Origin of the sequence: Curtobacterium sp. PhB142 (assembly GCF_004341255.1) — a bacterium.
In the GTDB taxonomy this organism is placed as follows: Bacteria; Actinomycetota; Actinomycetes; order Actinomycetales; family Microbacteriaceae; genus Curtobacterium.
Genome location: NZ_SLUT01000008.1, coordinates 47,823 through 71,032, shown reverse-complemented (window position 1 = coordinate 71,032; position 23,210 = coordinate 47,823). Strand labels below are relative to the sequence as shown.

23 protein-coding genes are annotated in these 23,210 nt (G+C 70.9%); 19 read left to right on the top strand and 4 right to left on the bottom strand.

Annotation, left to right across the window (positions count from 1 at the left end; translation table 11 throughout):
- The first annotated feature begins 72 nt into the window (after positions 1 to 72).
- Both EDF31_RS15785 and EDF31_RS15780 read left to right on the top strand, forming a co-directional pair.
- Entirely contained in the window at positions 73 to 549 is a 477-nt protein-coding gene (locus EDF31_RS15785) for an NUDIX domain-containing protein (RefSeq protein ID WP_347812752.1), read from the top strand.
- Between the two features lie 116 nt (positions 550 to 665).
- Positions 666 to 2,744, top strand: coding sequence for a carboxypeptidase regulatory-like domain-containing protein (locus tag EDF31_RS15780; RefSeq protein ID WP_131846818.1), 2,079 nt, complete (start codon positions 666 to 668; stop codon positions 2,742 to 2,744).
- 371 nt (positions 2,745 to 3,115) lie between these two features.
- Here the strand turns inward: EDF31_RS15780 and EDF31_RS15775 are convergent, their stop codons facing one another.
- A complete protein-coding gene (locus EDF31_RS15775) occupies positions 3,116 to 4,477 on the bottom strand; it encodes an MFS transporter (protein ID WP_111084056.1) in 1,362 nt (453 codons plus the stop codon).
- Between the two features lie 212 nt (positions 4,478 to 4,689).
- Positions 4,690 to 5,718 carry a hypothetical protein gene (locus EDF31_RS15770; RefSeq protein WP_131846817.1) on the bottom strand — a complete coding sequence of 343 codons (1,029 nt, stop codon included), beginning with the start codon at positions 5,716 to 5,718 and terminating at the stop codon, positions 4,690 to 4,692.
- A 95-nt stretch (positions 5,719 to 5,813) separates the two neighbouring features.
- Between EDF31_RS15770 and EDF31_RS15765 the strand changes: the two genes are divergently transcribed.
- Complete coding sequence (locus tag EDF31_RS15765) at positions 5,814 to 6,029, top strand: hypothetical protein (RefSeq protein ID WP_131846816.1); 216 nt, start codon at positions 5,814 to 5,816, stop codon at positions 6,027 to 6,029.
- A gap of 27 nt (positions 6,030 to 6,056) precedes the next feature.
- Here the strand turns inward: EDF31_RS15765 and yidC are convergent, their stop codons facing one another.
- Together yidC and EDF31_RS15755 are read right to left on the bottom strand one after the other, a co-directional pair.
- Entirely contained in the window at positions 6,057 to 6,800 is a 744-nt protein-coding gene (gene yidC / locus EDF31_RS15760) for a membrane protein insertase YidC (RefSeq protein ID WP_131846815.1), read from the bottom strand.
- A gap of 63 nt (positions 6,801 to 6,863) precedes the next feature.
- Positions 6,864 to 7,169: a DUF6412 domain-containing protein gene (locus EDF31_RS15755; protein WP_131846814.1), complete on the bottom strand. Its 306-nt coding sequence runs from the start codon at positions 7,167 to 7,169 to the stop codon at positions 6,864 to 6,866.
- Positions 7,170 to 7,235: 66 nt separating this feature from the next.
- On the opposite strand from EDF31_RS15755, the gene ybaK reads away from it, so the two are divergent.
- The 16 genes from ybaK (at position 7,236) to EDF31_RS15675 (ending at position 23,179) form a co-directional block, all read left to right on the top strand.
- Positions 7,236 to 7,721: a Cys-tRNA(Pro) deacylase gene (ybaK, locus tag EDF31_RS15750; RefSeq protein ID WP_111084051.1), complete on the top strand. Its 486-nt coding sequence runs from the start codon at positions 7,236 to 7,238 to the stop codon at positions 7,719 to 7,721.
- A 95-nt stretch (positions 7,722 to 7,816) separates the two neighbouring features.
- Positions 7,817 to 10,432 (top strand): ATP-dependent Clp protease ATP-binding subunit, encoded by a 2,616-nt coding sequence (locus EDF31_RS15745; RefSeq protein ID WP_131846813.1) that lies wholly within the window; start codon positions 7,817 to 7,819, stop codon positions 10,430 to 10,432.
- 648 nt (positions 10,433 to 11,080) lie between these two features.
- Positions 11,081 to 11,314: a hypothetical protein gene (locus tag EDF31_RS15740; protein WP_131846812.1), complete on the top strand. Its 234-nt coding sequence runs from the start codon at positions 11,081 to 11,083 to the stop codon at positions 11,312 to 11,314.
- A gap of 220 nt (positions 11,315 to 11,534) precedes the next feature.
- A complete protein-coding gene (locus tag EDF31_RS15735) occupies positions 11,535 to 12,077 on the top strand; it encodes an adenine phosphoribosyltransferase (protein WP_131846811.1) in 543 nt (180 codons plus the stop codon).
- Positions 12,078 to 12,180: 103 nt separating this feature from the next.
- Positions 12,181 to 14,169, top strand: coding sequence for a threonine--tRNA ligase (gene thrS, locus EDF31_RS15730; protein WP_131846907.1), 1,989 nt, complete (start codon positions 12,181 to 12,183; stop codon positions 14,167 to 14,169).
- Entirely contained in the window at positions 14,169 to 14,738 is a 570-nt protein-coding gene (locus tag EDF31_RS15725) for an HIT domain-containing protein (protein ID WP_123671781.1), read from the top strand. Before thrS ends, EDF31_RS15725 begins: the two co-directional genes overlap by 1 nt.
- A 13-nt stretch (positions 14,739 to 14,751) precedes the next feature.
- Positions 14,752 to 15,672, top strand: a complete 921-nt coding sequence (gene pdxS, locus EDF31_RS15720) for a pyridoxal 5'-phosphate synthase lyase subunit PdxS (RefSeq protein WP_123292809.1) — start codon at positions 14,752 to 14,754, stop codon at positions 15,670 to 15,672.
- A complete protein-coding gene (gene pdxT, locus EDF31_RS15715; protein WP_131846810.1) occupies positions 15,662 to 16,273 on the top strand; it encodes a pyridoxal 5'-phosphate synthase glutaminase subunit PdxT in 612 nt (203 codons plus the stop codon). Before pdxS ends, pdxT begins: the two co-directional genes overlap by 11 nt.
- A gap of 140 nt (positions 16,274 to 16,413) precedes the next feature.
- A complete protein-coding gene (locus EDF31_RS15710; protein WP_111084044.1) occupies positions 16,414 to 17,181 on the top strand; it encodes a YebC/PmpR family DNA-binding transcriptional regulator in 768 nt (255 codons plus the stop codon).
- A 2-nt stretch (positions 17,182 to 17,183) separates the two neighbouring features.
- Positions 17,184 to 17,828, top strand: coding sequence for a crossover junction endodeoxyribonuclease RuvC (gene ruvC / locus EDF31_RS15705; RefSeq protein WP_111084043.1), 645 nt, complete (start codon positions 17,184 to 17,186; stop codon positions 17,826 to 17,828).
- On the top strand, positions 17,825 to 18,445 hold the full coding sequence (ruvA, locus tag EDF31_RS15700; RefSeq protein WP_111084042.1) for a Holliday junction branch migration protein RuvA: 621 nt from the start codon (positions 17,825 to 17,827) through the stop codon (positions 18,443 to 18,445). The genes ruvC and ruvA overlap by 4 nt, the downstream gene beginning before the upstream one ends.
- On the top strand, positions 18,442 to 19,485 hold the full coding sequence (gene ruvB / locus EDF31_RS15695; RefSeq protein ID WP_111084041.1) for a Holliday junction branch migration DNA helicase RuvB: 1,044 nt from the start codon (positions 18,442 to 18,444) through the stop codon (positions 19,483 to 19,485). Before ruvA ends, ruvB begins: the two co-directional genes overlap by 4 nt.
- Positions 19,486 to 19,576: 91 nt before the next feature.
- Entirely contained in the window at positions 19,577 to 19,975 is a 399-nt protein-coding gene (locus EDF31_RS15690; protein ID WP_111084040.1) for a preprotein translocase subunit YajC, read from the top strand.
- A 92-nt stretch (positions 19,976 to 20,067) separates the two neighbouring features.
- Positions 20,068 to 21,819 carry a protein translocase subunit SecD gene (gene secD, locus EDF31_RS15685; protein WP_123292812.1) on the top strand — a complete coding sequence of 584 codons (1,752 nt, stop codon included), beginning with the start codon at positions 20,068 to 20,070 and terminating at the stop codon, positions 21,817 to 21,819.
- Entirely contained in the window at positions 21,819 to 22,832 is a 1,014-nt protein-coding gene (gene secF, locus EDF31_RS15680) for a protein translocase subunit SecF (protein WP_131846809.1), read from the top strand. The genes secD and secF overlap by 1 nt, the downstream gene beginning before the upstream one ends.
- The gene (locus tag EDF31_RS15675; protein ID WP_131846808.1) at positions 22,832 to 23,179 is read left to right on the top strand and encodes a rhodanese-like domain-containing protein; all 348 of its coding nucleotides are present in this window, start codon (positions 22,832 to 22,834) and stop codon (positions 23,177 to 23,179) included. Before secF ends, EDF31_RS15675 begins: the two co-directional genes overlap by 1 nt.
- Positions 23,180 to 23,210: the final 31 nt, after the last annotated feature.

Genomic DNA, 23,210 nt, shown 5'->3' with positions numbered 1-23,210 from the left:
CGGCGGTGACCGCGGGCGGCGGACGTGGGCCGGGCCTCCTGGCCGACGCCGCGTAGTCTCGCAGGCGTGGTGGTGAGCGCCGGACTGTTGCTGCACCGGACCGGTCCGGCCGGGCCGGAGGTCTTCGTCGTGCACATGGGCGGGCCCTTCTGGCGGAACCGGCCACGTGCCTGGTCGATCCCGAAGGGACTCGTCGAAGCCGGCGAGGACCCGCTCGAGACTGCCGTGCGCGAGTTCGGTGAGGAGATCGGGGTCCCCGCACCCGCGGCCGCCGACGACGTCACGGACCTGGGCGAGTTCCGGCAGGCCTCGGGCAAGCGCGTCCGGGTGTTCGTCGCCCCGGCGCCGGCGTTCGAGGTCGTCGACGTGCGGAGCAACACCGTCCGGCTCGAGCTGCCACGCGGTTCAGGACGGTTCGTCGACGTGCCGGAGGTCGACGACGCCCGGTGGGTGCCGGTCGCCGAGGCGCGGGAGCTGCTCGTCGCGGGCCAGGTCGCCGCGGTGGACGCGCTGCTCGTGCTGCTCGACGGGCCGGATCCGGCCGGGTGAGCGCATCGCCCGTTGCGGGTGAGTCACGATCGGGTGACGGTCCGGACAGGGTCACGGGGGCGTGGATAACTTGACCGGGTGTCGGGCGGGCCGGCGCGACCACCAGGGGAGTACACATGCGGCGCTGGCGCACGGTCACAGCAGGGTTCACCGCCCTCGCACTCGGAGCAGGACTCGCGATCGGCGGCGCGACGAGCGCCTCGGCGGAGCCCGCGGGCAACTGGGGCACGTTCACCCTGAGCGGGGCGTCGAAGGCGTACACGGGCACGATGACGTTGCCGGGGTTCCCCGCCACGACGTTCACCTCGAACTCGCGGCAGTCGACCGTCATCAGCGGCGCGTCGACCTGGCAGTCGGCAGGGACGCCGTCGGGCGAGGTCTACGGCACGAGTCGGGCACAGACGTACATGAACCAGCGGCCGTTCGCCGACTCGCCCACCACGGCCGGCGCGTCGACCACCACCTATATGTTCGACGGCGCGACGCCCGGCGCACAGAGCTGGTCGTTCGTCCTGGGCGACGTCGACGCCGACCAGGCCACGATCTCGGCCACGGTGGCCGGTGGGGGCGCGGCGACCGCGGAGCAGCTCGGTTACGAGGGGTCCTACAACTCGTGCTCGGCCGCTCCGACGGCCGGCGGCTGGTCGTGCACCCCCGACCCCGACGGCACCACCGGCAAGGACCAGCCGACCTGGGACGCCGCCACGCGAACGCTGACCGGCAACGCCGCCGCGTCGGACACCGCGGGCGCCTCGGCCTGGTTCACCCCGACCGCGTCGCTGACGAGCCTGACCATCACGTACCAGCAGCGCAGCGGGTTCCCCGTCTACCAGACCTGGTTCGCCAACCGCACCGCGGCGATCAGCGGCGCCGCGACACTCGACGGCACCCCGATCCCGGGAGCCACCGTCACCGTGACCGCACCGCGCGGCACCGTGTACACGACGACCACCGACGCCGATGGCAACTACGTGTTCCCGCAGTTGCCGGTGATCGCGAACTACCGAGTCGAGATCACTCCGCCGGCGGGTGCTGACGGTGACGCCACGGTGACGGGTGTCTCGCTCGCCGTCGCCGGCACACCAGGTGGCGTCGACAAGACCGCCGACTTCGCGTTCGCGTCGCCGGACGACACGACGTCCGTCATCGGGACGGTGACCGACGCGGAGGACCACCCCGTGGCGAACGTGCCCGTCGTCATCGACGTCCCCGGGGGCGACCCGATCGAGACCACGACGAACAGCGACGGCGTGTACACCGCGTCGGACCTTCCCGCGGACACCGCCGTGGAGGTCTCGGTGGCCAGTGAACCGCCCGTGACGATCACCACCGGGGACGCCGGTGCCGCACCGGTCGAGCCCGAGCCGATCGTCGCCCCGCCCGCCGCGATCGCCACCGTGACCGGTGTCGTGTCGCTCGACGGGACACCCGTCCCGATCGGCGTCGTCGTGGAACTCCTCGACGAGAACGGTGCCGTGGTCGGCTCGGACACCACCGACGCCGACGGCCGCTACGTCTTCGCCACGGTGACCGGCACCTACACGGTCCGCACGGTGGTCCCCGCTGCGGGTGCGACCGGCGACACCGCGAACACCGGCATCGAGGCGCTGGCCGGCACCAGCGTGACGTCGGACCTGCCGTTCACGTCGGCCGCCGAGCCCGAGGTCGTCACGACCGACCAGCCCGGCACAGTCGTCGACACGAACGGTGACCCGATCGCCGACGTCGAGGTCGTCGCGACCCCGACCGAGGACGACGCCGGCGACCCCGTCACCGTCTCGACCGACGAGGACGGCGCGTTCGACCTGACCGGCCTGCAGCCGACGACCGAGTACGTAATCACCGTCGACGTCGACGGCGCCACCCCGGCGACCGTCGTCACGCCCGAGGACGGTGCTGCGACGCCGCTGGCCTTCGTGGTCGACGCCGCGGTCACCCCGGTGCCGTCGCCGTCGCCCAGTGCTCCGACGCCGAGCACCTCGCCGACGGCGGTCCCGACCGTGCCCGCTGCCGGGGGCTCGGGCGACGCGCCAGCCGCTGGTTCGGGTGACGTCGGTGACGGTGGACCCCTCGCCTACACGGGTGCCGACCTGAAGCCGGGGCTCATCGCGGCCGGGGTGCTCGTGCTGCTCGGTGCGGCGCTCCTGACCTACCGCGCGGTGCGCAACCGTCGCCGGAGCCACCTGCAGGACTGAGGACCCACGACGACGAGGGGCGGGTCGGTGCTGCCGGCCCGCCCCTCGTCGTCGTGCTCGTCGCTCGGCAACACGCCGCCGCCCGCCCGCCCGCCGCCCGACCCCCAGGTTCCGAAATCTGCACACCTGCGGCGACTCACTCGGCAGGTCGTGGAACCTCAGCGCAACGCACACGGCGTGTCGATGCCGCACGCGCACGCGGCGCCGAAACCGCACGCCACGCCCGGAGCCCGACGCCAAGGTTCCACGACACGCCGCACGTCGCTCGCCGAGGTTCCACGGACGGCCGCACGGCACGGCCAGATGCCGAGATTTCGGAACCTCGGGCGCAGGCAGGCGCACGCCGCGCCCGCGCCCGCGCCCGCGCCGCGCTACTGCGTGCGGTGCGTGCGGTGCGAGCCCGTGACCGTCGCGACCGAGCCCGTCAGGGTCTGGATCGCCCGACCGACGACGGGTACCGACGTGGTGACCACCGCGAGCGAGGACGTGATCGCCTCGATCGACGACGTCGACAGGTGCTCCTGCCCGACCGTGTGCACCGGGAAGCCCCGACGCGCCAGCACGACGACCCCGAGCGACCCGAGCAGCACGGCACCACCGGCGAACGGCAGGTACTGCAGCCCGACGATCCCGAGCGCCTGCCCACCGATGGCTGCACCGCCCGCGATGCCGATGTTCGACGCACCGTTGATGAGCGCGCCGGCGATGTCGGGGGAGACGCCTCCGGAACGGATCGCGGCCGCCATGAAGAGCGTGCCCGTCGTGCCGTTCGCGGCCATCCACACGCCGGCGACGACCATCGTGCCGACCAGGGAGCCGTGCACGAACGGCATCGCGGCGAACGCGACGGCCATGACCGCGACGGCGGCGATGAGGGTCTGCCGGGGTGCCCGGTCGACGAACATGCCCGCGAGCCAGAGGCCGATCACCCCGGTGCCGCCCAGGACGAGCAGCGCACCGCTCACCATCGAGGCGTCGAGTCCGGCGTCGATCGCGTACGGCCCGACGTAGGTGTAGACGACGTAGTGCCCGGCGAACAGGAGCAGGTCGGCGATCACGACGGACAGCAGCCCGGTGCGCGCCCAGGCCTTCGGGGACCCGATGTGCGGCGACGAGGCACCACTGACGGCGGGCAGGAACAGCAGCGCCACGGCGGCGAGCACGGCGGCGGCGACACCGATCGAGAACACGGCGGGGCGCCAGCCGATGTGCTGCGCGACCCAGGTGGCGACGGGCACGCCGAGCACGAAGCCGAGCGAGCTGCCCGAGTACACGAACGCGATGGCGCGACCGGCCAGGCGAGGTGGCACGATCCGGGTGGCGTACGCCGAGGCGACCGAGAAGAACAGCGCGTGCGCGATGCCGCCGACGACCCGGCCGGCGCAGACGACGGCGAACGACGGTGCGAACGCGATCATGAGGTTCGACACCGTGTAGCCGACGAGCGTCGACACAAGCACGGCCTTGCGGGGGAGCTTCGCGGTGAAGGCGGTGAGCGGGAGCGCCAGGAGTGCCACGGCGCCCGCGTACACGGTGACGACGATGCCCATGGTGGCCTCGGACACACCGAGGTCGGCGCTCATCGTGCCGAGCAGCCCGACGGGCATGAGCTCGGTGGTGATGGCGAAGAACGTCGCCAGCCCGAGGACGGCGATGCCGACGATGGACTGGGTGGTGACGGTGATCGGCCGCGTGTTCGTCGACACGGCCGAGGTGGTGGTGTTGGTGGACACGCTGCTGACCTCCTCCGGGGCACGGGCGAGCGCGCGACGGTGCCGTTCGGGGGAACGACGATGACCGGGAGGTCTGCGGGGCGCGCTCGCTGTGGATGTGGGTGATGTGGGTACGACTCCACGGCGAGTGCGCTCATCCAGTGTTGCACGATGGACCGCAGCCCGCGAGGGGGTCAGAGGAGATTCTCGGAGCGCTCCAACAATCCGCGCCCTCAGTTCTCGTTCGTCACCCGACCCTGCACGCCGCCGCCCCGCAGCGCGATCGTCAACGTCCCGCTCATCGACTGCGCGGACATCGACACCGAGCCGTGCAGCGCTGCCTCGCGCGGGAAGCACGCCGTCGACGACTCGATCCGGTTCGCCGTCGCCACCAGGCAGATCGTCGACCGGTCCGTGCCGACCCCGGCCCACACTGCCCACGGCGTGTCGAACGAGCCGCCGTCCAACGCCCGGTTCGTGAACACGAGTCGCGTGGAGTGCAGGCTCACGGGTGCCTCCACCGGCCCCGGCAGCTGGTCGGCGTAGGTCTGCGGCACGTCGAGCAGCTGCTCGAGCGTGACCGTTCCCGCCGTCGGCGTGACGCTCGGTGCTGCCGCGACGTCGCCGCGGACGGGCCCGACGACGGTGCCGGCGGCGAACGCCACCCCGACCGCCGCTGCCGCGCCGAGCGCGATCCAGACGCGTGGCCGCTCCGTCCAGAGCAGCGTGCGCCACCGGGACCGTCGCGTCGGTCCGACCGGGAGGCCCGGCTCACCCCCGACGTCGTCACCCGTGTCGTCGGGACGGACGGGTTCTCGGGCTTCGGTCGCTCCCCACGATCCGGCCTCCGTTCGCGGGGACGGGTCCGGTTCCGCGACAGCCGCCGCGCGCCCTGGGGCCGACGGTCCCGGCGACCGACCGGGCTCCGGGAACGACGATTCCGGCGAGCCGGACTGCGGGGCCGGGCGCTCCGGCGACGGGCCGACCTGTGGAGCCGTCAGTTCCGGCGGCGAGCCGGGCAGTGGAGCCGACCGTTCGGGGGACGCGACCTGCCCGCTGGCCGGGGCCGTGCCTCCCGGCCGCCCGTCCGGCCCCGTGGCGGAGGCGACTCCCGCGACCGCTCGCCGACCACCCGACCGCCGCCCGCTCGCCAGATCCTGCAGCGCGATCCGGGCGCGCGCCGCGTCGGCGGGGCTCGATGCCGCTCCCCAGGCGACGGCCTCGAGCCGTGCCCGTTCCGCTGCCACGTCGTCGTGGGCCATGCGCACTCCCGATCTGCCGGTCGCGTGGACTCCCTTCATCGTGGCACTGCCGGGGCAGCGGCGCGCACCCAGAACGAGGGGAGTAGGCGTGACGCATGAGCACCGAACCCGAACCGCGGCACGACGCCGACCCGGAGACCCTCGAGCCGCTGAGCCACGACTCCCAGTCCGGCGAGGCCGACTACGTGGCGACGAGCCCCGGTGGGACCGGCACGGAGCGCCACGTGCCGACCGCCGACGAGGAGCAGGGTCGCGGCACCGAGTACGACCCGGTGGACCAGGGGCCGCAGCAGGAGGGCCAGGGCGGCTGACGCCGGACCCGACGCCACGCGCCCGCGCTACCGGATCACCCGGCGCAGCACGGCCCGCTCGCCCGCCGTCCACGCGGCGCTCGTCACGACGTACAGCGCGGCGGCGAGCGGGGCGATCGCGGCGAACACGACCGTGATGAACGGGGCGAACCGCCCGATGGCGGCGGTCGCTGCCGCACCGGGCACCTGCGCGCCCGGCTCGGGTGTCGGCAGCGGGTTCCAGCGCAGGTTCGCGCGACGGCTGAGCTCCACGACGACGGCGAGCACGGCCAGCAGCAGGACGACGACCCAGGCGTGCACCCAGAGCGGCGACGTGAGCGTGACGACGAGTGAGTGCCCGAGCGGGACCCCGACCAGGGTGGCCTCGAGCAGGGCGTTGACCGTGCCGCCGATCGACGCATGCGTGAACAGGGCGTAGACGAGGGACAGCACCGGAGCCTGCGCGAGGACGGGCAGGCAGCCGGCCAGGGGTGAGACCTTCTCGTTCGTGTAGAGCTGCTGGACGGCGCGCTGCAGCTGCTCGGCGTTCTTCCCGTGGCGCTTCCGCAGGGCGGCGAGCTGCGGCGCGAGCCGACGTCGGTCGCGCTCCGCTCGGACCTGCAGGACGGACAGCGGCACGAGCACGGCCCGGACGGCCAGGGTGAGGAGCACGACGGCGATCGCCGCGGCGAACGAGCCCGTGGTGGGGGAGAGGGCCGCGGTCAGGGCGGCGACGAGGTCCGCGCCGCCGTGCAGCAGCGGGCCGACGAGGGGCAGGGTGGACAGGTCCATGACGGTTCCGATCGGTGGTGGTTCGCAGGAGGGGTCGCGAGGGGCCCGGCCACCGGTCGGTGGTCAGGCCGGGTCGACGACTCCCGGAGCACGCGATCGGACGTGCCCGTCGGCATCGGGGTGGCTCCACGCGATGCGGGTGACCAGGTCCGGTACCGCAGCGTGTTCGACACCCGTCGACCGCAGCCCGAGGACCGCCGCCAGCACCGTGGCGATGACCTGCGCGACGACGACCGCCACGGCGACGGCCGTCAGGCCGAGCGCGGCCACTGCCAGCAGTGGCAGGACGCCGGCTGCGGGGTCGCCGACCGCGGGCGCACCGAGCACCAGCGCAGCGGCGGCGCGGAGGATCAGCAGGGCGACGGTCATGGTCGGTTCAGCGTAACGCCCGCGTGCCGCCACGGACAGGACGGCAGCGCGGGAGAGGATCGCCGCATGACCGCAGGTTCGCCGAGCACCCCAGCGACCGTCGCGCTCGACCGAGCCGGGGTGTCGTACACGCCGCACGTGTACGACCACCACGAGAGCGCCACGAACTTCGGCGAGGAGGCCGCCGCCGCACTCGGTCTCCGCGAGGAGCAGGTCTTCAAGACCCTGGTCGTCTCGGTCGACGGCGCACTGGCGGTGGCGATCGTGCCGGTGGCGAACCGGCTCGACCTCAAGGCCATCGCGGCGGCGGTCGGCGGGAAGAAGGCGACGCTGGCCGATCCGGCCCTCGCCGAGAAGCGCACCGGGTACGTCGTCGGCGGCATCAGCCCGGTCGGCCAGAAGTCCCGGATCCGGACCGTGCTCGACGAGTCGGCCCTGGCGTACGACAGCATCTTCGTCTCCGGTGGGCGCCGCGGGTTCGACATCGAGGTGGCTCCGGCCGACCTCGCGCGGGTCACCGAGGCGATCTCGGCAGCGATCGCGCGGACCTGAGCCGAGTCGCCGCAAGTTTTTTCGTCGTCGGGAATGACCCCGGCACTCCTGCGTTGCATTGAGTCGAAGGCACTCAAGTTCCCCAGGAGGTCCCTTTGCCAGAGACGTTCGGCCCGACCGGCGGCAGTGACTCGTTCGACGAGTTCCTCGCCCGCCTCCTCGCGGCGCAGAACACCGGTGACCCGCAGCGCCCCCGTGCGTTCGGCCGACCGGTGGACATCACGCGGCTCCTCAGCCGCCGTACCCACGAGCTGCTCCAGCACACCGCCGAGTACGCGGTGTCGCAGGGGCAGCACGAGCTCGACGCGCTGCACCTGCTGCACGTGCTCGTCCGCACCGAGCCGTTCGACGCCGTCGTCCGTTCCGCCGGGGTCGACCCCGAGCGCCTCGCCGCCGAGATCGAGCAGCGCCTGCCGATGGCCCGCGAGCCGCAGCCCGAGCAGACCGGCCGCCCGGCCCTGACCGGCACGGCGCAGCGCATCCTCGTCGAGGCCACCCAGGCCGCGCGGGGCTTCGGCAGCACCTACACCGACCCCGAGCACGTCTTCTTCGCGCTCGTGACCGACCAGGAGACCGTCACCGGGCAGCTGCTCGCCAGCGCCGGTGTCACCCCGCAGGCCATGCAGGACTACGCCCAGCAGGCCGCGGCAGCAGCACGAGAGGGGCGCCCCATGCCCGGAACCAGTGCAACGACCGGAACGGCCGACAGCGACACCGACAGCGACAGCGACACCCCGACCCTCGACCAGTTCGGTACCGATCTCACCGCGCGGGCCCGTGACGGTCGCATCGACCCCGTCATCGGTCGCGCCGACGAGATCGAGCAGGCGGTCGAGATCCTGCTCCGTCGCACCAAGAACAACCCCGTCCTGATCGGCGAGCCCGGCGTCGGCAAGACCGCCATCGTCGAGGGACTCGCCCAGCGCATCGTCGACGGCGACGTCCCGTCGCTGCTGCAGGGCAAGCGGGTCGTCGCCCTCGACCTGCCCGGCATGCTCGCCGGCACCCGGTACCGCGGCGACTTCGAGGAGCGCCTGACGAAGGCCATGGACGAAATCGCGGCGCACGCCGACGAGCTCATCGTCTTCGTCGACGAGCTCCACACCGTCGTCGGCGCCGGTGGCGGCGGTGAGGGCGGCTCGATGGACGCCGGCAACATCCTCAAGCCCCGGCTCGCCCGCGGCGACCTGCACCTGGTCGGCGCGACCACACTGAACGAGTACCGTCGGATCGAGAAGGACGCCGCACTCGAGCGTCGCTTCCAGCCGGTCACGGTCGGGGAGCCGAGCGTCGAGGACGCCGTCGCGATCCTGACCGGCCTCGCACCCCGGTACGAGGAGCACCACGGCGTCGTCTACACGCCGGAGTCGCTGCGCGCCGCCGTCGAACTCTCGCACCGCTACGTCACCGACCGGCACCTGCCGGACAAGGCCATCGACCTCATCGACCAGGCCGGTGCACGGCGCCGGCTCGCCCGTTCGGGGGAAGTGGACGTCGAGGCCCTCCGCGACCAGGTCGCCGAGCTGCTCGCCGAGAAGGACCGCGCGGTCGCCGAGGAACTGTACGAAGAGGCGTCGCGCCTGCGCGACGAGACGGTCGGACTGGAGGCCCGGATCGCCGCCGCCACGTCGGCGGACGTTCCCCGCGCCTCCCGTCCCGAATCCGTGGGCACCTCGATCACGGAACGCGACATCGCCGGTGTGGTGTCGCGTGCCACCGGCATCCCGGCGACGCGCCTGACCCAGGGCGACCGCTCGCGGCTCGCCGTGCTCGAGCAGGAACTGCACGAGCGCGTCGTCGGCCAGGACGACGCCGTCGCGGCGATCGCGAAGGCCGTCCGACGCAGCCGGACCGGCATGGGCGACCAGCGTCGACCCGTCGGCAGCTTCCTGTTCCTCGGCCCGACCGGCGTCGGCAAGACCGAACTGGCGAAGGCCCTGGCGTCGTCGCTGTTCGGTGACGAGTCCGCCATGCTCCGCTTCGACATGAGCGAGTTCGGCGAGCGGCACACCGTCTCGCGGCTGGTCGGGGCGCCTCCCGGGTACGTCGGCTACGACGAGGCCGGGCAGCTCACCGAACGCGTGCGTCGGAACCCGTACTCGGTGATCCTGCTCGACGAGGTCGAGAAGGCGCACCCCGACGTGTTCAACCTGCTGCTGCAGGTGCTGGACGACGGTCGACTGACCGACGGCCAGGGGCGCACGGTGGACTTCCGGAACACCGTCGTGATCATGACGTCGAACATCGGCTCGGAGTTCCTGGCCTCACGGTCGGGCGCCCTCGGCTTCGCGCCCGTGGATTCCACTGACGGGTACGGCGAGGATGACCTCCGCGCCCGGGTGATGGGCAAGCTCCGCGAGGCCATGCGGCCGGAGTTCATCAACCGCATCGACGAGATCGTGCTCTTCCGCAAGCTCGACCGGTCGCAGATCACGTCGATCGTGTCACTGCTGCTGCAGGACACGGCGCTCCGGCTCGTCGCGCAGGACATGGTGCTCTCCGTGTCCGACGCCGCGGTCGACTGGCTCGCCGACCACGGGTACGAGCCCGAGTACGGCGCCCGTCCGCTCCGTCGGCTCATCCAGCGCGAGGTCGACGACCGCATCGCGACGCTCGTGGTCGACGGTGGCGTGACCGCCGGGGACACCGTGCGGATCGACGTCGTCGACGCCGTGCTGACGGCAGCGGTGGTGGAACCCGCGACGCTGTAGCAGCCGTTCGCCCACGAAGGCCCGGTACCGATTCGGTACCGGGCCTTCGTGGCGTCCGGGTGCGCTGCGGGGTGTTCGGGAATGCAATTCCGGAGAAATCGGAGAAAGGGGTTGCGCTGCGAATTGCGGTGCCGATAGTGTTCACTCGTCGCGAACCGCTGCAGTGCAGCCGGGGGACGACTCCGACAGCTCGAGACCGAAAGGGGGCCGACCATGATGATCACCGCAACCACTCCGTTCCGTGGAATCCGTGGACGCGTCGGCACCCCGTTCCGCGTCCGCTGACCCGGAGCGTTCCGCCTTCTGCCGACATCTGTGTCGTTCGATCCTCGTCTCGTGACGAGTCCGTCGCCTGACACCTCGCGCTGAGCCGTTCTGGCTCGCGTCGAACCGGCTCCGTCGATCGCCGATCGGTCCCGACCCGTGTGCTCCGCGCACGCGATCGGACTGCGTCGATCCTCGCCGGAGAATGTCGGCGGTCGGTGCGACGCTCTCGGTACCGGAAGTCATTCAGTACCGCGTCGTCGGACATTCCTCCGGTGACCGCGGAATGCATTCTCACGCATTCATTTCGTCCTGCCCGTGTTCCGGGCAGTCCACTCCTGCCCGTGTGCCGGGCAGTTCCGTCATGCCCTGAAAGGGATCACCGTGTCATCGAAGACCGCCACCCGTCCTCCCGATACCCGCGCAGCGCGCCACCGGGTCTCCCTCACCGACCGCGTCGCGCTGCGCATCGGCATGTCGCTCATCATCTGGAGCCGCCGGACCCGCCGGGTCCGTCCGGTGATCGACCACGCAACACGGCTGCAGCTCGACCGCGAGCGGCAGCAGCGCGAGAACGACCTGCTCCTGCAGGCCGCACTCATGCGCGCCTGGCGCTGAGCCGGATCGGACACCCGACCGTCGCACCGTGCGACCGTCGCCGTCCCGTGCCCGTTTGGTGGCTCGGTGCGAGGGGACAGCCCCGCACCGAGCCACCGTCGGCGCACCGGCCGACGCAACCCGCACCGTGCGCCGCACCGACGACCCAGCACGGCGCGACCGACCCCGCACCGTGCGCCGACGTGTCGGACGCACCCCGGGCCTCCCGTACCGTTGATGGGTGACCGAAACCGCAGCTGCACTCGTCGAACGCCTGACCGCCGTCGTCCCGGACTTCCCGAAGCCGGGGGTGCTGTTCCGTGACGTGACGCCGGTGTTCTCGGACGCCGTCGCGTTCGGCCGCGTGTGCGAGGCACTCGCCGCGCCCTTCGCGGTCGGTGCCGGGTTCGACGCCGTCGCCGGCATCGAGGCACGGGGCTTCGCCCTCGCCGGCGGGATCGCCGCGCAGCACCAGGTGGGCGTGCTCACGGTGCGCAAGGCCGGCAAGCTGCCGGGCGAGGTCCTCAGCGAGCAGTACGCACTCGAGTACGGCGAGGCCGAGCTCGAGCTGCGTCCGGGCCAGCTCCCCGCGGGCACCAGGGTCCTCGTCGTCGACGATGTCCTCGCCACCGGTGGGACCGGCGCCGCCACCATCACGCTGCTCGAACGCGCGGGCTACCAGGCGGTCGGGTTCGCCGCGCTGCTCGAGCTCGACGGGCTGTACGGACGTGAGCGACTTGAGCCGCGCCTGCCCGTCACGACGCTCGGCGCCGTGCCCGCCTGAGCCCCACGCGCGCACTAGTCTTGACGCACCATTTCGATCGAGGAGTCCCATCATCGTGACCGAGTCAGTCGCCGCAGCGCCGGAGAGCGCCGAGCCCGCAGCCGTGCCCCAGGCACCCGAGCCCCGCACCGCGACGACGACCACGACGGGCACCGAGCTCTTCGACGGTGAGCGCGGCGTCGTCGCGATCCGCGTCGACGGTGTCCTGAAGGACCTCGCTGCCGACGTCGCTGCCGGCGAGACCGCCGAGGCCGTCACCCTGCAGGAGCAGGACGGGCTCGACATCCTCCGTCACTCGGCCGCGCACGTGCTCGCGCAGGCCGTCCAGCAGATCAACCCCGAGGCCAAGCTCGGCATCGGGCCGCCCGTCACCGACGGCTTCTACTACGACTTCGACGTCGCCGAGCCCTTCACCCCCGAGGACCTCAAGGCGATCGAGAAGGGCATGGACCGCATCGTCAAGCAGGCCCAGCGCTTCCGCCGCGTGGTCGTCACCGACGAGCAGGCACGCGAGCTGATGGCGGGGGAGCCGTACAAGCAGGAGCTCATCGGGCTCAAGGGTGCGGCGACCGACGGCGACTCCGGCGAGAGCGTCGAGGTCGGCGCCGGCGAGCTCACCGTGTACGAGAACGTCGACCCGAAGTCGGGCGAGGTCGTCTGGCAGGACCTCTGCCGGGGCCCGCACGTGCCGCACACCCGCTGGATCGGCAACGCCGCGAAGCTCATGCGCGTCGCCGCTGCCTACTGGCGCGGCTCCGAGAAGAACCCGCAGCTGCAGCGCATCTACGGCACCGCCTGGCCCGACAAGGACCAGCTCAAGGCGTACCTGGTGCGCCTCGAAGAAGCCGCCAAGCGCGACCACCGCAAGCTCGGTGCCGAACTCGACCTGTTCTCGTTCCCCGACGAGATCGGTTCCGGCCTGGCGATCTTCCACCCGAAGGGCGGCATCATCCGCCGCGAGATGGAGGACTACTCGCGCCGTCGGCACGAGGAGAACGGTTACTCGTTCGTCTACACGCCGCACATCACCAAGGGCGACCTGTTCGAGACCTCCGGGCACCTCGGCTGGTACAAGGACGGCATGTTCCCGGCCATGCACATGGACGAGGCGAAGGACGAGGACGGCAACGTCACGCGTCAGGGAGCCGACTACTACCTCAAGCCGATGAACTGCCCGATGCACATCCTGGCGTACCGGTCGCAGCCGCGTTCGTACCGCGACCTGCCGCTCCGGATGTTCGAGTTCGGCACGGTCTACCGCAACGAGAAGTCCGGCGTCATCCACGGCCTCACCCGGGTCCGTGGCATGACCCAGGACGACGCGCACATCTTCACCACGCAGGAGAAGATGAAGGAGGAGCTGACCACCACCCTCGAGTTCGTGCTGTCGCTGCTGCGCGACTACGGCCTCGACGACTTCTACCTCGAGCTCTCGACGAAGGACCCGGAGAAGTACGTCGGTGACGACGAGGTGTGGGACGTCGCGACGAACACCCTGCGCGAGGTCGCCGAGGAGTCCGGTCTCGAGCTCGTGCCCGATCCCGCCGGAGCCGCCTTCTACGGCCCGAAGATCTCGGTGCAGGCTCGCGACGCCATCGGCCGGACCTGGCAGATGTCGACCGTGCAGCTCGACTTCAACCTGCCCGAGCGCTTCGGCATCGACTACACCGCGGCCGACGGCTCCCGCCAGCGCCCGGTGATGATCCACCGTGCGCTGTTCGGCTCGATCGAGCGGTTCTTCGGCGTGCTGACCGAGCACTACGCCGGCGCGTTCCCGGCCTGGCTGTCGCCGGTGCAGGTCGTCGGCATCCCCGTCGCGGCCGAGTACGGCGACTACCTCGACGAGGTCATCGCGAAGCTCCGGTCGTACGGCGTCCGCGCCGAGGTCGACCACTCGGACGACCGCATGCAGAAGAAGATCCGCACGCACACCAAGGCGAAGGTGCCGTTCCAGCTCATCGCCGGCGGCGACGACCGCGACGCCGGTGCGGTGTCGTTCCGCTTCCGTGACGGGCGCCAGGACAACGCCGTACCCGTGGACGAAGCGGTCGACCGCATCCTGACGGCGATCCGCGAGCGCGCGCAGGTCTGATGACGGACGAGCAGGACCCGCTGGTCATCCGGGACGCCGCCACCGGTGCGGCCGTCCCGGATGCCTTCCAGCGCCTGTGGAACCCGCACCGGATGGCGTACATCGACGCCGGGCGCGAGGGCACGGGCCGCGGGCACGCAGACGACTGCCCGTTCTGCGAGGCACCGCGGAAGTCCGACGAGGACGCCCTCATCGTCGCCCGGGGCGAGCACGCCTACGTGCTGCTCAACCTGTTCCCGTACAACAACGGACACCTGCTGGTCTGCCCGTACCGCCACGTGCCGCTGTACGACGAGGCCACGCCGGACGAGCTGCGCGAGATGGGCGAGCTGACCCAGACCGCGATGCGGGTCCTGCGCGCCGTGTCGCACTGCGACGGCTTCAACATCGGCATGAACCAGGGCGAGGTCGCGGGGGCCGGCATCGCCGCACACCTGCACCAGCACATCGTGCCGCGGTGGCAGTCCGACGCGAACTTCTTCCCGATCATCGCGCGGACGAAGTCGATGTCCCAGATGCTCGGGGACACCCGCCGACTGGTCGCCGAGGGCTGGCCGGCAGCGGACTAGACTGATCGGCATCATGAGCGACAGCACCAGCACCTCCGGCACCCCTGGCACCTCGATCACCGGCTCCGACCGCGTCAAGCGCGGCCTCGCCGAGATGCTCAAGGGCGGCGTCATCATGGACGTCGTCGACGCCGAGCAGGCCCGCATCGCGGAAGAAGCCGGCGCGACCGCGGTCATGGCCCTCGAGCGTGTCCCCGCCGACATCCGCGCACAGGGCGGCGTCGCCCGCATGTCCGACCCGTCGATGATCGAGGAGATCATCGCGGCCGTGTCGATCCCCGTCATGGCGAAGGCCCGCATCGGCCACTTCGTCGAGGCGCAGATCCTGCAGGAGCTCGGCGTCGACTACATCGACGAGTCCGAGGTGCTCTCGCCCGCCGACTACGTCAACCACATCGACAAGTGGAACTTCACCACGCCGTTCGTCTGCGGTGCCACCGAGCTGGGCGAGGCGCTCCGTCGCATCACCGAGGGCGCTGCGATGATCCGTTCCAAGGGCGAGGCCGGCACGGGTGACGTGTCCGAGGCCACGAAGCACATCCGCACGATCAACAAGGAGATCGCGGCGCTGCGCCACCTCAAGGAAGACGAGCTCTACGTCGCCGCCAAGGAACTGCAGGCGCCGTTCGAGATCGTGCGCGAGGTCGCCCGCACCGGCAAGCTCCCCGTCGTGCTCTTCACCGCCGGTGGCGTCGCCACCCCGGCCGACGCCGCGATGATGATGCAGCTCGGCGCGGACGGCGTGTTCGTCGGCTCCGGGATCTTCAAGTCCGGCGACCCGGCGAAGCGTGCCGCGGCGATCGTCAAGGCCGTCACCTTCCACGACGACCCCAAGGTCATCGCCGAGGTCTCGCGTGGTCTGGGCGAGGCGATGGTCGGCATCAACGTCGCCGACGTTCCCGCACCGCACCGCCTCGCCGAGCGTGGCTGGTAGCACGACGAGCAGTGCTCGGCCCCGCATCGGGGTCCTGGCACTGCAGGGTGACTTCCGCGAGCACATCGCCTCGTTGACGGAGCTCGGCGCCGACGTGGTGCCGCTCCGTCGCCCCGAGGAGATCGCGGCGCTCGACGGCGTCGTGATCCCCGGCGGCGAGTCGAGCGTGATGGACAAACTGTCCCGGGCGTTCGGCGTCGCCGAGCCCCTCGCTGCTGCCATCCGCGACGGCCTGCCGACGTACGGCACGTGCGCCGGCATGATCATGCTGTCGTCGCGGATCACCGACGGCATCAGCGGCCAGCAGACCCTCGACGTGCTCGACACCACGGTTCGTCGGAACGCGTTCGGCAGCCAGAACGACTCGTTCGAGGTCGACGTCCCGATGCCCGAGCTCGGTGACGCCCCCGTGCACGCGGTCTTCATCCGTGCCCCGGTGGTGGAGCAGCACGGCCCCGGTGTCCAGGTCCTCGGCGCACTGGCGGACGGGCAGGTCGTCGCGGTGCAGCAGGGCAACGTCCTCGCCAGTGCGTTCCACCCCGAGGTCGCCGGCGAGGACCGCTTCCACCGCCGCTTTCTCGCCATGGTGCGCAGCGCCTGACGCGGCCCCGGGCTCTGGGCACGACCGCCCGCGGGCCCTGGGCCCGGACACCTGCGTGCCCGCACCGGCGGGGCGGGGCGGCGCCGGGCCTCCCGGCTGGGTAAACTGACCCCGACTTTCCGCAAGACGCAAGGAGAACCGTGTCCGGGCATTCCAAGTGGGCGACGACCAAGCACAAGAAGGCCGTCATCGACGGCCGCCGTGCCAAGTCGTTCGCCAAGCTCATCAAGAACATCGAGGTCGCCGCGAAGATGGGCGGCGCCGATCTGTCGGGCAACCCGACGCTGGTCGACGCGATCCAGAAGGCCAAGAAGACCTCGGTCCCGAACGACAACATCGACCGCGCCGTCAAGCGCGGTGCCGGCCTGACCGGTGAGTCGATCGAGTACACGACGATCATGTACGAGGGCTACGCCCCGAACGGCGTCGCGATGCTGATCGAGTGCCTCACCGACAACAAGAACCGCGCAGCGGCCGAGGTCCGGACGGCGATGTCCCGCAACGGTGGCACCATGGCCGACCCGGGCAGCGTCGCCTACAACTTCTCGCGCAAGGGCGTCATCTCGGTCACGAAGACCGACGGCCTCGACGAGGACACCGTCATGACCGCCGTACTCGACGCCGGTGTCGAGGACGTCATCGACCAGGGCGGCGGCTTCGAGATCATCACCGAGGCGAGCGACCTCGTCGCGGCACGCACCGCGCTGCAGGACGCCGGCATCGACTACGACTCGGCCGACGCCGAGTTCGTCCCCGGCCTCAAGGTGCCGGTCGACGCCGAGACCGCCCGCAAGGTCTTCCGCCTGATCGACGCACTCGAGGACAGCGACGACGTGCAGAACGTCTACGCCAACTTCGACGTGCCGGCGGACGTCCAGGCCGAGCTCGACGAGGACGAGGGCGAGTAGCCGTGCTCCGTGTGCTCGGGGTGGACCCCGGGCTCACCCGGTGCGGCGTCGGCGTCGTCGAGGTCGCACCGAACCGGCGCGCACGGCTCGTCCACGTGACGGTCGTGCGCACCCCGGCGGACATGCCGCTCGAGCAGCGGCTGCTCCGCATCGCCGACGGCATCGCCGCCGAGATCGACGAGCACCACCCGGATGCGGTCGCCGTCGAGCGCGTGTTCGCGCAGGCGAACGTCCGCACCGTGATGGGCACCGCCCAGGCGGCCGGGCTCGCGCTGCACGCCGCGGCGGCCCGCGGGCTGCCCGTCGGCCTGCACACGCCGTCCGAGGTCAAGGCGGCCGTCACCGGCTACGGCAACGCCGACAAGCGCCAGGTGCAGACCATGATCGCGCGCGTGCTCGGTCTCGCCGAGGCCCCGAAGCCGGCCGACGCCGCCGATGCGCTCGCGCTGGCCGTGTGCCATGCCTGGAGGCTCGGATCACCTGACGTCGCCGGCGAACGTGCCACGAACCTCACCCCGGCACAACGCGCGTGGCGCGACGCACAGGGCGGCACCGTCGACTCCCCGCTCGCCCGTGCGGCCGCTGCCGCGGCCCGACCGCGTGGCTCGTCGGCCGCGTCGGTGGGCGGCCGTAGGCTCGGGGCATGATCGCGAGTCTCCGGGGTACCTGCATCGACATCGCCGGTTCCGGCGTGGTGATCGAGGCCGGGGGAGTCGGGTACGCCGTCACCGTGACCCCGGCCCACGCACTGACGATGCGCCACGGGTCCGAGGTGTTCGTCCGCACCGCGATGATCGTGCGCGAAGACGAGCACCTGCTCTTCGGCTTCGAGTCGACCGACGCCCTCCAGGTGTTCGACCTGCTGCGCAGCGTCACGGGTGTCGGGCCCAAGTCCGCGATGGGCGTCCTGGCCCACATGGACCCGTCGCAGGTCGCGAACGCCGTGGCGAAGGACGACGACGGCGCCTTCCGCAAGGTCTCCGGCATCGGCCCGAAGACCGCGAAGCTCATCATCCTCGCGCTCACCGGCAAGCTCGCCGCGTTCGAGCAGGCCGCCGTGGTCACCGCCGGTCGTGGCACTGCTGCCCACCCGGCCGCGACCGACGTCGTCTCCGCACTGATCGGCCTCGGCTGGCGCGAGGACGCAGCACAGACCGCCGTCGACGAGACCGTCGCGAACGAGCCAGGGGCCGCAGCCATGGGCACGCAGGCGCTGCTCCGCGCCGCGCTCGGTGCGCTCCGGCCCGCCGGTGCCGGTCGATGAGCGGCATCACGTCCGCCGGAGCCGAGTCGCAGGAAGAACTCGCGTTCGAAGGTGCACTCCGGCCGCGGTCGCTCGACGAGTTCGTCGGCCAGCGGAAGGTGCGCGGGCAGCTCGACCTGCTGCTCAAAGCCGCGGGCATGCAGGACCGCACCCCGGACCACATCCTGATGGCGGGTCCTCCCGGCCTCGGCAAGACCACGCTGGCGATGATCGTCGCGCACGAGACCGGGCGTCCGTTGCGGATGTCGAGCGGTCCGGCGATCCAGCACGCGGGCGACCTGGCTGCCGTCCTGTCGTCGCTCGTGCCGGGCGAGGTCCTGTTCATCGACGAGATCCACCGGATGGCGCGCTCGGCTGAAGAGATGCTCTACCTGGCGATGGAGGACTTCCGGATCGACGTCATGGTGGGCAAGGGCGCCGGCGCGACGAGCATCCCGCTCGACCTCGCGCCGTTCACCCTGGTCGGTGCCACCACCCGCGCCGGCCTGCTGCCCAACCCGCTCCGCGACCGCTTCGGCTTCACGGCGCACCTCGAGTTCTACGAGAAGGACGAACTCGAACAGGTCCTGATCCGCGCCGCGCACCTGCTCGAGCTCGACATCGACCGATCGGCGCTGCGGGAGATCGCCGGGCGTTCCCGGGGCACCCCGCGCATCGCGAACCGGCTGCTCCGCCGGGTCCGCGACTACGCCCTCGTGCACCGCACCACCGACGGCATGGCGGCCGTCCAGGGTGCACTCGACCTGTACGACGTCGACGAGCTCGGGCTCGACCGCCTCGACCGCGCCGTGGTCGAGATCATGCTGACCCGCTTCGACGGCGGACCGGTGGGGCTGAACACCCTCGCGGTCTCGGTCGGAGAAGAGTCCGAGACCATCGAGTCGGTCGTCGAACCCTTCCTCGTCCGGGTCGGTCTGGTCACGCGCACCCCGCGCGGCCGCATCGCGACCCCGGTCGCGTGGCGGCACCTCGGCCTCACCCCGGGGCAGGGCGTCGGGCCGCTCCCGGGCCTGTTCGACGACACCGACACCACCGACTAGCGGCCGATCGGTCGGGTGACATGCCACGCACAGTGGCGTGCCCTAGACTGCTACGGCCCGAAACCGAGCAACCAGAGAAGGCAACTGCATCATGGGTCAAGAAGTCATCCTCATCGTCATCGTCGTGGCGTTCGCGGCCTTCATGTTCTACAACAGCCGCAAGCGCAAGAAGCAGCAGGGCGAGCTCGCCACCAAGATGGTGCCGGGTGCTCGCGTGATGCTGTCCTTCGGCCTGTACGGCACGCTCCTCTCCGTCGACGACGAGAAGGTCACCGCCGACGTCGAGATCGCCCCCGGCACCGTCGTCACCGTGCACCGCCAGACCCTGTCGCGCGTCGTCGACGACAGCGCCTCCGACATCGAGACCACCGCGACGCCGGAGGACGAGGCGAAGCCCGTCGCCGAACTCAACGGGGAGCCGGTCTACGGCGAGCGGGTCGACAACGACCGCCTCGACGAGACCGACTCGAAGCGCAAGTCCGACGACTGACGCCCTCGGCCGCCGGGTCGTCTGACCCGGCGGCTTCCCTCTGCCGTCGTGCCTGAGCGCCGACGGTCCTGAACAGAAAGACGAGACGACCGGTGGCACGATCGACACCCGTCAAGAAGGCGCTGCGCTCGCTCACCTGGTTGGTGATCCTGATGGCGATCCTCGCCGGCCTGAACACCGCCGCGACGATCCTCGCCGGCAGCTCGAAGGACGACACGGACAAGTGGTACCAGGGCGCGAGCTGGGTACCGGAGCTCGCACTCGACCTGCAGGGCGGCACGCAGCTGACCCTCGCGGCGCAGAACACTGAGGGCGACTCGGTCACCTCGCAGCAGCTGCAGCAGGCGGTGGAGATCATCCGCCAGCGCATCAACGCCACCGGCGTCTCCGAGACCGAGATCAACACGCAGGGTGCGAACAACATCGTCGTGTCGATCCCCGGCCGGCCCGACAAGGCCACGATCGACCGCATCGAAGCAGCGGCGAAGCTGACGTTCCGCCCCGTGCTCTTCACCGAGGCCGCGACGAACTCCGCCGTCGGTGACGACGGGAAGTCCACCGCCTCGCCGACGCCGTACTCGCCGCCCGCATCGCTCGCGGCGACGCCGAGCGCGAAGCCGACGAACGCCAGCGACGTCAACTGGATCACCCCGGCGCTGCAGGACCTGTACACCAACTACAACTGCGCGGCTCCGGACGACGTCACCTCGGCGCCGGACGACGAGCCCCTCGTCACGTGCGACGCCGACGGTGCGTCGAAGTACATCCTCGGCCCGGTCGAGGTCTCCGGTGCGAACATCAGCAACGCCACCTCGGGTCTGGCCACCGACTCCCAGGGCACGTCGACGGGCCAGTGGGCCGTCAACCTGACCTTCGACGGCCAGGGCACGAAGGACTTCCGCACCGTCACGAACCGCCTCGTCTCGCTGCAGGCACCGCAGAACCAGTTCGCGATCGTGCTGGACGGCTCGGTCATCACGGCCCCGTCCACGAACTCCGCCATCACCAACGGCAAGGCGCAGATCACCGGCTCGTTCACGGCCGAGTCGTCGAAGACGCTCGCCGACCAGCTCAAGTACGGTGCGCTGCCGATCAACTTCCAGGTGCAGTCGAACGAGAACATCTCGGCGACGCTCGGAACGGCGCAGCTCATCGGTGGTCTCGTCGCGGGCCTGATCGGCCTCGGCCTGGTGATCATCTACTCCGTCATCCAGTACCGGGCGCTCGCGTTCGTCACGGTGCTCTCGCTCGGGGTGGCCGCCGTCCTGACCTACCTGGTCATCGCGATCATGTCCTGGCGCGTCGACTACCGCCTGTCCTTGGCGGGTGTGGCGGGTCTGATCGTCGCGATCGGCATCACGGCGGACTCGTTCATCGTCTACTTCGAACGCATCCGTGACGAACTCCGCGACGGTCGCGCACTCGAGAGTGCGGTCGAGTCCGGCTGGAAGCGCGCACTCCGCACGATCCTGGCGTCCGACGCGGTGAACTTCCTCGCCGCCGTCACCCTGTACGTGCTCGCGGTCGCCGACGTGAAGGGCTTCGCGTTCACGCTGCTCCTCACGACGCTGATCGACATCGTGGTGGTCGCGCTCTTCACCCACCCGATGATGCAGCTCATCTCCCGCACCCGGTTCTTCGGCGAGGGGCACAAGTTCAGCGGGCTCGACCCAGCGGCGCTCGGTGCGGTCTACAAGGGGCGTGCGCAGTTCCGCGCCCCCGTGGTGGACGGCAAGCGCCAGCGCAGTGCCGGTGAGGCGCAGCGCCGACAGACGATCGCGGAACGGAAGGCCCAGCAGGCCTCCGGCGACAACGGCTCGACGCCGGACGGGAAGGACGACTGATGGCCAGCTTCAGCCAGTTCGGCAGCGACCTCTACACGGGCAAGCGGTCGTACGACATCATCGGACGACGCAAGACCTGGTACCTCATCGCGCTCATCATGATCGTGATCTCTCTCGCCACCCCGTGGCTGCGTGGTGGGTACCAGCTCGGCATCGAGTTCACCGGTGGTTCGGAGTTCACCTTGTCGGACGTCAAGAACACCGACCAGAGCATCGCGACGGACACCGTCGAGCGGGTCGTCTCGGACGAGATCCCGCGCGTCTCCCAGCTCGGGACGCACGGCATCCGCGTGCAGACCGGCCAGCTCACCGACCGTCAGACGACCGAGGTGCAGGACGCCCTGGCCGAGGCGTACGACGTGCCGGAGAGCCAGGTCGCCGCGACGTTCATCGGTGCCACGTGGGGCGCCGACGTGCTCGCCCAGGCGATCCGCGGTCTGGTGATCTTCCTCGCCCTGGCCGCCGTCTTCATGACGCTGTACTTCCGCACCTGGAAGATGTCGCTCTCCGCGATGGCCGCGCTGGTCCACGACCTGTTGATCACGGCCGGTGTCTACGGCATCGTCGGGCTCGAGGTCACGCCCGCGGCGGTGATCGGCTTCCTGACGATCCTCGGGTACTCGCTCTACGACACCGTGGTGGTCTTCGACAAGGTGCGTGAGAACACCTCTCAGGAGTCGATCCGCACGTTCAAGCAGTCGGTGAACCTCGCGGTGAACCAGACGCTCGTCCGCTCGATCAACACCTCGGTCGTGGCGCTGCTGCCGGTCGCGGCGATCCTGTTCATCGGGTCGTACGTGCTCGGTGCCGGCACGCTCCGCGACATCTCGCTCGCACTGTTCATCGGCATCATCGTCGGCACCTACTCGACGATCTTCATCGCGTCGCCGATGTACGCCCAGCTGCGCGAGAACGAGCCGAAGATCAAGCAGGCCGACGCCAAGAAGATCCAGGCGGCCGAGAAGCGCCAGCGCGAGGTCGACGCCGACGCCGACGCGAAGGCGACCGCCTGATGCCGATCGAGATCACCGAGGTCGACGTCGCCGAGGCGCGTCGCCGGCTCGAGTCGGGGTCGCGGTTGTTCGACGTCCGTGAGCAGGGGGAATGGGACGAGGTCCACGCTCCCGAGGCCACGCTCGTCCCGATGTCCGAGCTGGTGAACCGCTGGCAGGAGATCGACGGCGGCGGCGAACCCGCGATCATCGTCTGCCACTCGGGTGCACGTTCGGCCCGGGTGGTGGCGGCACTCGAACAGTCCGGCGTCTCCGCGGTCAACCTGACCGGCGGCATGGTCGCCTGGGAGCAGTCCGGCGCACCGGTGGTCCGCGACGCCCAGGGCGAACCGGTTCACGAGCACTGACCGGACACGCGTAGTGTTGGCGGATCGAGCT

What these genes read in the sequence shown, in the direction of transcription:
- EDF31_RS15725 (WP_123671781.1), top strand. Translation starts at nt 14,169, where the DNA reads ATGACGGACGAGCAGGACCCGCTGGTCATCCGGGACGCCGCCACCGGT.
- ruvB (WP_111084041.1), top strand. Translation starts at nt 18,442, where the DNA reads ATGAGCGGCATCACGTCCGCCGGAGCCGAGTCGCAGGAAGAACTCGCG.
- ybaK (WP_111084051.1), top strand. Translation starts at nt 7,236, where the DNA reads ATGACCGCAGGTTCGCCGAGCACCCCAGCGACCGTCGCGCTCGACCGA.
- EDF31_RS15780 (WP_131846818.1), top strand. Translation starts at nt 666, where the DNA reads ATGCGGCGCTGGCGCACGGTCACAGCAGGGTTCACCGCCCTCGCACTC.
- EDF31_RS15770 (WP_131846817.1), bottom strand. Translation starts at nt 5,718, where the DNA reads ATGGCCCACGACGACGTGGCAGCGGAACGGGCACGGCTCGAGGCCGTC.
- pdxS (WP_123292809.1), top strand. Translation starts at nt 14,752, where the DNA reads ATGAGCGACAGCACCAGCACCTCCGGCACCCCTGGCACCTCGATCACC.
- EDF31_RS15675 (WP_131846808.1), top strand. Translation starts at nt 22,832, where the DNA reads ATGCCGATCGAGATCACCGAGGTCGACGTCGCCGAGGCGCGTCGCCGG.
- EDF31_RS15690 (WP_111084040.1), top strand. Translation starts at nt 19,577, where the DNA reads ATGGGTCAAGAAGTCATCCTCATCGTCATCGTCGTGGCGTTCGCGGCC.
- EDF31_RS15765 (WP_131846816.1), top strand. Translation starts at nt 5,814, where the DNA reads ATGAGCACCGAACCCGAACCGCGGCACGACGCCGACCCGGAGACCCTC.
- EDF31_RS15755 (WP_131846814.1), bottom strand. Translation starts at nt 7,169, where the DNA reads ATGACCGTCGCCCTGCTGATCCTCCGCGCCGCCGCTGCGCTGGTGCTC.
- yidC (WP_131846815.1), bottom strand. Translation starts at nt 6,800, where the DNA reads ATGGACCTGTCCACCCTGCCCCTCGTCGGCCCGCTGCTGCACGGCGGC.
- secF (WP_131846809.1), top strand. Translation starts at nt 21,819, where the DNA reads ATGGCCAGCTTCAGCCAGTTCGGCAGCGACCTCTACACGGGCAAGCGG.
- ruvA (WP_111084042.1), top strand. Translation starts at nt 17,825, where the DNA reads ATGATCGCGAGTCTCCGGGGTACCTGCATCGACATCGCCGGTTCCGGC.